Origin of the sequence: Geminicoccus flavidas, from assembly GCF_009806515.1 — a bacterium.
GTDB classification, from domain to species: Bacteria; Pseudomonadota; Alphaproteobacteria; order Geminicoccales; family Geminicoccaceae; genus Geminicoccus; species Geminicoccus flavidus.
The window spans coordinates 1-5285 of record NZ_WUJP01000113.1 but is presented as its reverse complement, the minus strand read 5'-3'; the positions used below and the strand labels follow the sequence as shown (position 1 = coordinate 5285).

At 68.0% G+C, this 5285-nt stretch carries 6 protein-coding genes and 1 other RNA gene; 3 read left to right on the top strand and 4 right to left on the bottom strand.

All coding sequences use genetic code 11. From position 1 onward, the window contains the following. The coding region (locus EQG76_RS03040) for an energy transducer TonB (protein WP_159710504.1) at positions 1-697 on the top strand (697 nt) is incomplete at its 5' end. Positions 698-701: 4 nt separating this feature from the next. Here the strand turns inward: EQG76_RS03040 and EQG76_RS03035 are convergent. From EQG76_RS03035 to thyX, 4 genes are all read right to left on the bottom strand, one after another. After that, positions 702-1121, bottom strand: a complete 420-nt coding sequence (locus EQG76_RS03035; RefSeq protein WP_159710502.1) for a hypothetical protein — start codon at positions 1119-1121, stop codon at positions 702-704. A gap of 7 nt (positions 1122-1128) precedes the next feature. Further along, positions 1129-1950 (bottom strand): TIGR02587 family membrane protein, encoded by an 822-nt coding sequence (locus tag EQG76_RS03030; RefSeq protein WP_159710500.1) that lies wholly within the window; start codon positions 1948-1950, stop codon positions 1129-1131. A 91-nt stretch (positions 1951-2041) separates the two neighbouring features. Next, entirely contained in the window at positions 2042-2878 is an 837-nt protein-coding gene (locus EQG76_RS03025; RefSeq protein WP_159710498.1) for an OmpA family protein, read from the bottom strand. A 199-nt stretch (positions 2879-3077) separates the two neighbouring features. Beyond that, positions 3078-4013, bottom strand: coding sequence for an FAD-dependent thymidylate synthase (thyX, locus tag EQG76_RS03020; RefSeq protein WP_159710506.1), 936 nt, complete (start codon positions 4011-4013; stop codon positions 3078-3080). A gap of 132 nt (positions 4014-4145) precedes the next feature. Here thyX and ssrA point away from each other — a divergent pair. Both ssrA and EQG76_RS03010 read left to right on the top strand, forming a co-directional pair. Further along, positions 4146-4487, top strand: a transfer-messenger RNA (tmRNA) gene (gene ssrA, locus EQG76_RS03015). 52 nt (positions 4488-4539) lie between these two features. Beyond that, the gene (locus tag EQG76_RS03010; protein WP_159710496.1) at positions 4540-5064 is read left to right on the top strand and encodes an SspB family protein; all 525 of its coding nucleotides are present in this window, start codon (positions 4540-4542) and stop codon (positions 5062-5064) included. The last annotated feature ends 221 nt before the right edge of the window (positions 5065-5285 follow it).

Below are 5285 nucleotides of genomic sequence, written 5' to 3'. Positions count from 1 at the left end.
GGAGCCGGCTGAGGTGGAACTGCCCGACCCGGTCAGCGAACTGGAGATCGACCTGGCCGAGCCAGCCCCGGTGGAGCTGCCGGAACCGGTCACCGAGCTGGACATCGAGCTGCCCGAGCCGCCCCCTGTGGATCTGCCGCCGGAAGTGTCGGAGCTGGCGTTGGACCTGCCCGAGCCCGCGGAGGTGGTGCTGCCCGAGCCGCCGCCCATGGCCGCCCCGCCGCCACCGCGCCGCAAGCCCAAGCCGCCGACCCGCCGCCCGCCGCCGTCTGACCAGCCGGCGGAGCAGGTCGAGCGAGTCGCAAAGGAGCCGCCCAGGCAGGCAGCCCCGCAGCCCAACAAGTCCGCGACCGCGGCAGCGCCCGACTCCTCGCGCAACAGCCAGCAGGCCGTGTCGCTTGCGAATGCCCCGCCGAGCTGGCAGGGCGCGGTGCTGGGCAAGTTCCAGCGCGCGCTGCGCTATCCCCGGGCGGCCCAGATGCGCCGCAAGGAGGGTACCGCCACCATCCTGTTCCGGGTCGGCCGGAACGGCGAGGTGCTGGAGGTCCGCCTGATCGACAGTTCCGGCACCGAGGTGCTGGACGAGGAGGCCGTGGCGGTGGTGGAGCGCGTCAGCCCGTTGCCGCCGCCCCCGCCGGAGATGATGGCCGGTGCCTATCGCGACGTGGCCGCACCGATCATCTTCGCCCTGCGCTGAAGGCTCACGGCTCGCGATAGCCCAGGACACGCACGGCCAGCGCCGCCGGGTCAGGGCGGTTCTGGAACAGCAGCGAGCCGCGCCGGCTGGAGTGGCCGGGCACATAGTCGAAGGTGATCTCGCCCGCTTCCTGCGCCCCGTCGCCGGCGGTCACCGCGATCCTGGCTTCGGCCGCCGTCTCGCCACCCAGGTTGGTGACGGTCAGGTCGACCCGGAATCCTGCCGCGGCGGCCTCGACCCCGTCCACCCGGATCACCAGGTCGGCCGGTGCGTCCGCGCTGGTCAGCCCGTCCCAGGCCAGATAGCCGACGATGAAGATCGCGACCGCAGCGCCCAGGCCGGCGGCGACCCATTCGAGAATCGGCGTGGGCGGACGGGACTTGGCGTGATCCGCCTCGTTCCGGTCTGGCTGCTCGCTGCTCATGCTCCACTCACACGATCAGGCGCGCCGTGGCGGCGCCAAGGGCGGACGGGAAGCCCAGGATCACCGTCATGGTGAGCACCTCGGCCAGCCCGGTGAGGTCGGTCCGGCCGAAGGTCCACAGGATGTAGAAGCTGACCGCCAGGGACAGGCCGTAGCCGGCCAGGCTGAAGCGGAAGAACACGGCGAAAAAGCCCGTGTCCTTTGGCCATGCCTCCTGGCCGGCAAAGCCCAGGGCATAGACCAGCAGATGGAGAAGGAGGACCGAGACGAGGGCCAGCAGGATCGCGTGCCAGGGTGTCACGAGATGCGCGATGAGCTGGATCTCGTCGGTCGGCGCCACGTTAAAGGCGACATAGACGGCACCCGCCAGCATCACGAACAGCTCGGCCCCGTAGCTGGCCGGCGGTTCGTCCTCCTGCCCCTCCTCGGGCGTTTCGGCGAACTGCGCACGTGCCAGGATCGCACCTATCCCCGCCGGGATCGACTGGACCGCCAGCTTGCCGATCCATTCGCCCGACGACATGGACGGATGCAGCACGCCGAACAGGACGAGCAGCCCGAGGCTCACCAGGACGCCCACCAGGTAGGCGGAAAAGGCATCGAGGAGATCGTCGTGCCAGCCGCCGGTGTCCGCACCGAAGCCCACTCGCGTGGACAGGCCCACCAGCAGCAGGATGCCCAGGCCGACGAAGAGGGCCAGGCGCAGCCGGTCCATGTGGAAGCCCAGCCACCACATCTCCATCGTCATCAGGAGCGGGAAGGCGAACAGGATGGCACCGCCTGCGGCGCGTGCGAGTTCCAGGGCGTAGTCGCGGTTGGCCGGGTTCATGTCGTTCAGCCGGGATGAAAAGAAAAACCCGCGCGTTGCCGCGCGGGTTCTCCAAGATCGCCAGACGGGGTCTTTCCGTCCGTCGAGACGATCAGCGCTGGCGCACTTCCACGCGCCGGTTGCGCGGCTCGGGCACCTGGTCGCCGGTCGGCACGGCCAGCTTGGTCTCGCCGAAGCCCTGGATCGTCAGGCGCGAGGCATCGACACCCTGGCCTTCCAGGTAGGTCGCGACCGCCTCGGCACGGCGCACCGACAGGCCCATGTTGTACTGCTCGGTGCCCACCGTGTCGGTGTGGCCCCAGACCAGCAGGCGCTTGTTGGTGTCCGCCACCAGCTCCGCCGCGATCGCGTCGAGCTGCGGCTTGAACTCCTCCTTCACGACCGCCTTGTCGAAGTCGAACAGCACGTCGGAGGAAATCGAGATGACCTCGACCTCTTCCTCCGGCGTCAGCGCGGCGATGGCGTCCTCGAAGCCCTTGCGGCAGGTCGCGATGTCCTCGACCTGGAAGTTCTCTTCCTGCTGCTCCATCCAGCAGTCGAAGCTGGCCTGCGCCTTGGCGGCGGTGGCCGGATCGGCCTGGGCCTGCTCAGTGCCGAGCGTGCTCACCAGGGTGGAACGGGCCTCGGTCAGCGTGCCGACCATGTCCGCCGGGAGGTTGCGCGCGCTGATCGGGGTCGGCTCGGGAGCCGTGCCGGACGCGGCCATCTTGGCGCGCTCGGTGTAGAACAGCGAATCACGCCAGTCGTACTGGTCGTACTCCGACTGCGAGAGCGCCGAGTACTCCTGGAAGAGAGCCTGGGTGAATGCATCACCGCTTGCGCTGGTCTGCTTCAACTCGTTCAGGCCAGAGGTCGAGGTGAAGGCCGAGCACCCGGTCAGGAGCGCAAGCATTCCAACCCCGGCGATCTGGCGGATCTTGGATTTCATGATACCTCCGCGCGTTCGTCCGTAGCAAAAATTTCCTAACGCCTCGGACGCCGCAGGCGCCGTGAGCGGGGTGCAGCATAAGGGCTCTGGCGTTAAATAGATCGGTAACACCCTGTTCGTCCGCGCTTTTCTGAACCGGTTGCGACAACGAAGCAACGTCCTGACAGACGGAGAGCACAATTTTGCTGCTGCGTGCGTGTCAAACAGCCAGGGCATTCATCAGTTCCCGCCATTCACGCGGGGAAAGGCCGCTGTCCTCGACTGTCACTTTCTCGCCACCAAGCATCCGGCGCAGTATCGCCAGGGCCGGACCGGAGAGTTCCATGGCATTGAGGCGGTAGTCGGTGAACGCTTCGAAGGTGATCGGGACCCAGCGGCGGACGATCTCCGCGATCACCTGTGCGTAGGCCCGGATCTCCGCCTGGGCATGGGGGTCAAGTCGCAGCGCCACGAAATGCAGCAGGTTGTGGAGGTCGGTCTTCCAGTACCACTGCGTATAGGTGGAGAGCGGCAGGACCACCCGGGCCAGTTCGCGCGCCACCCCGCTGCGCTGGGGATCGAGCGGCTGTCCCTCCGCATCCGCGTTAAGCAGCTCATGATAGCAGCGGAACGCCGCCTCGCCGCTGTCCCGGATCGCCTGGCGCACCGCCTCCGCGGCGTCCGGATCGAGCACGCCGCCGCGGCCCTGCCGGTTGTTCACCGCCTGTGCCGCCACGCCTTCCGGCTCGGGCAGGTACAGCTCGTCGTCCAGGACCGAATAGCGCGCCGAATACTCGTTCACGGCGGCCGTGCGGTGGCGGATCCACTGCCGGGCGATGAAGATCGGCAGCTTCACGTGCAGCTTGATCTCGCACATCTCGAACGGCGAGGTGTGGCGGTGGCGCATTAGATAGCGGATCAGGCCGCGGTCGTCGGAAACCTTGCGAGTGCCCTTGCCATAGGACACCCGGGCCGCCTGCACGATCGCCGCGTCGTCACCCATATAGTCGACCACCCGCACGAAGCCGTGGTCGAGCACCGGCAGCGCCTGAAACAGGATCTCCTCGAGCGCCGGGGCCACCGCCCGCCTGGTCGCTGCCGGCTGGGCCTCGCGCAGTTCCTCGATCTCCGCCGACTGGCGCTCATTCAACCGCATCATGGCCTCCGGCAGGAATGGACGCGCAGCGTCGCTGAAGCGGGCCGCGCAACAGGCACGATCCCGGTGCCGCGCGTTTAGACCTCCCGCCCGACACAGGGGAAGCACGGGCTGCGCACATCGCTGCACCGCACCCTTCCATCCGGGCGGGTTCGCTCCTATATTCGAGGCGTCGGCGCGAGCCGACTATGGCGATAAACATCACACGGCATAGGCGTTTCGGACCCGGGGGCAGAGCCCGGCGCCTCCACCAAACATCGCCACGGCCGGCCTGGAGCTCGAGGCAGGTCGCGGCGCTCGCGGGGGCGAATTAGGATCGACGTGCGCAGTAAGGGTGTGACTTTCGCCCGGCATGGTACCGCCGTTATCGGGCTAAAACACAAGTGCCAACGACAATAGCCGTCTGGCCCTCGCTGCCTAATCATTAGGTAAGCGCGGTTCGGGGGGGCGCCGGGCAACAGAAGCCCCCCCACTTCAAGCGAATTCTTCCGGATTTCTCCGGTCCTGGTGCGGCTTCAAGGTCGAGATGAGCAAGGACAGCATCCAATACGGCCAGCTGGTCGAACAGGCCCTGCGCGGCGTCGTGCGCGACGTCCTGTCCCGCGTCGCCCGTGAAGGCCTGCCGCAGCCGCATCACTTCTACATCACCTTCCGTACCGACCACCCGGGCGTGGGCCTCGCCGCCTCCCTGCGCGAGCGCTACCCGACCGAGATGACCATCGTCCTCCAGCATCAGTACTGGGACCTGCAGGTCGACGACGAGGCGATCGCGGTCACGCTCAGCTTCAACAACCAGCCACAGCGCATCGTCATCCCGTTCGCCGCCCTCAAGGTGTTCGCCGATCCGGGCGTCGAGTTCGGCCTGCAGTTCACAATCGAGCCGCCCGCCGAGGAGAACCTCGCCGAGACCGTGCCGCTGCTGGCCGGGCGCGATCGGGATGCGCCGGCCCGCGAACCGGCCGCCAGCGACGATGCGGCCGAGCCCGCCGACGAGGCGGCATCCGGCGGCGGCGCCCAGATCGTTTCCCTGGACCGCTTCCGCAAGCGCTGACCCTTTTCGACGCCGCGGTCGCGGTTCGGACGTTCCGGCCTCCTGAAGTGGTTCTGTGCTGCCCGATCACTGGCACCGGGGCAGCCTGTCCGTGCTGCCCTGCAAGCCGCCGGTTCCCCACCTTTCTCGAGGTGACCCGGCAAGCTCCCCCGAATTGGACGGACGACGCCCGCACAGCGTGTCCCGACCTACCCGACCGTTGACGGATGGCCCGAAAGTCG

Coding starts and splice junctions, on each gene's coding strand:
- EQG76_RS03030 (WP_159710500.1), bottom strand. CDS start 1,950: ATGAACCCGGCCAACCGCGACTACGCCCTGGAACTCGCACGCGCCGCA.
- EQG76_RS03010 (WP_159710496.1), top strand. CDS start 4,540: ATGAGCAAGGACAGCATCCAATACGGCCAGCTGGTCGAACAGGCCCTG.
- EQG76_RS03035 (WP_159710502.1), bottom strand. CDS start 1,121: ATGAGCAGCGAGCAGCCAGACCGGAACGAGGCGGATCACGCCAAGTCC.
- EQG76_RS03025 (WP_159710498.1), bottom strand. CDS start 2,878: ATGAAATCCAAGATCCGCCAGATCGCCGGGGTTGGAATGCTTGCGCTC.
- thyX (WP_159710506.1), bottom strand. CDS start 4,013: ATGCGGTTGAATGAGCGCCAGTCGGCGGAGATCGAGGAACTGCGCGAG.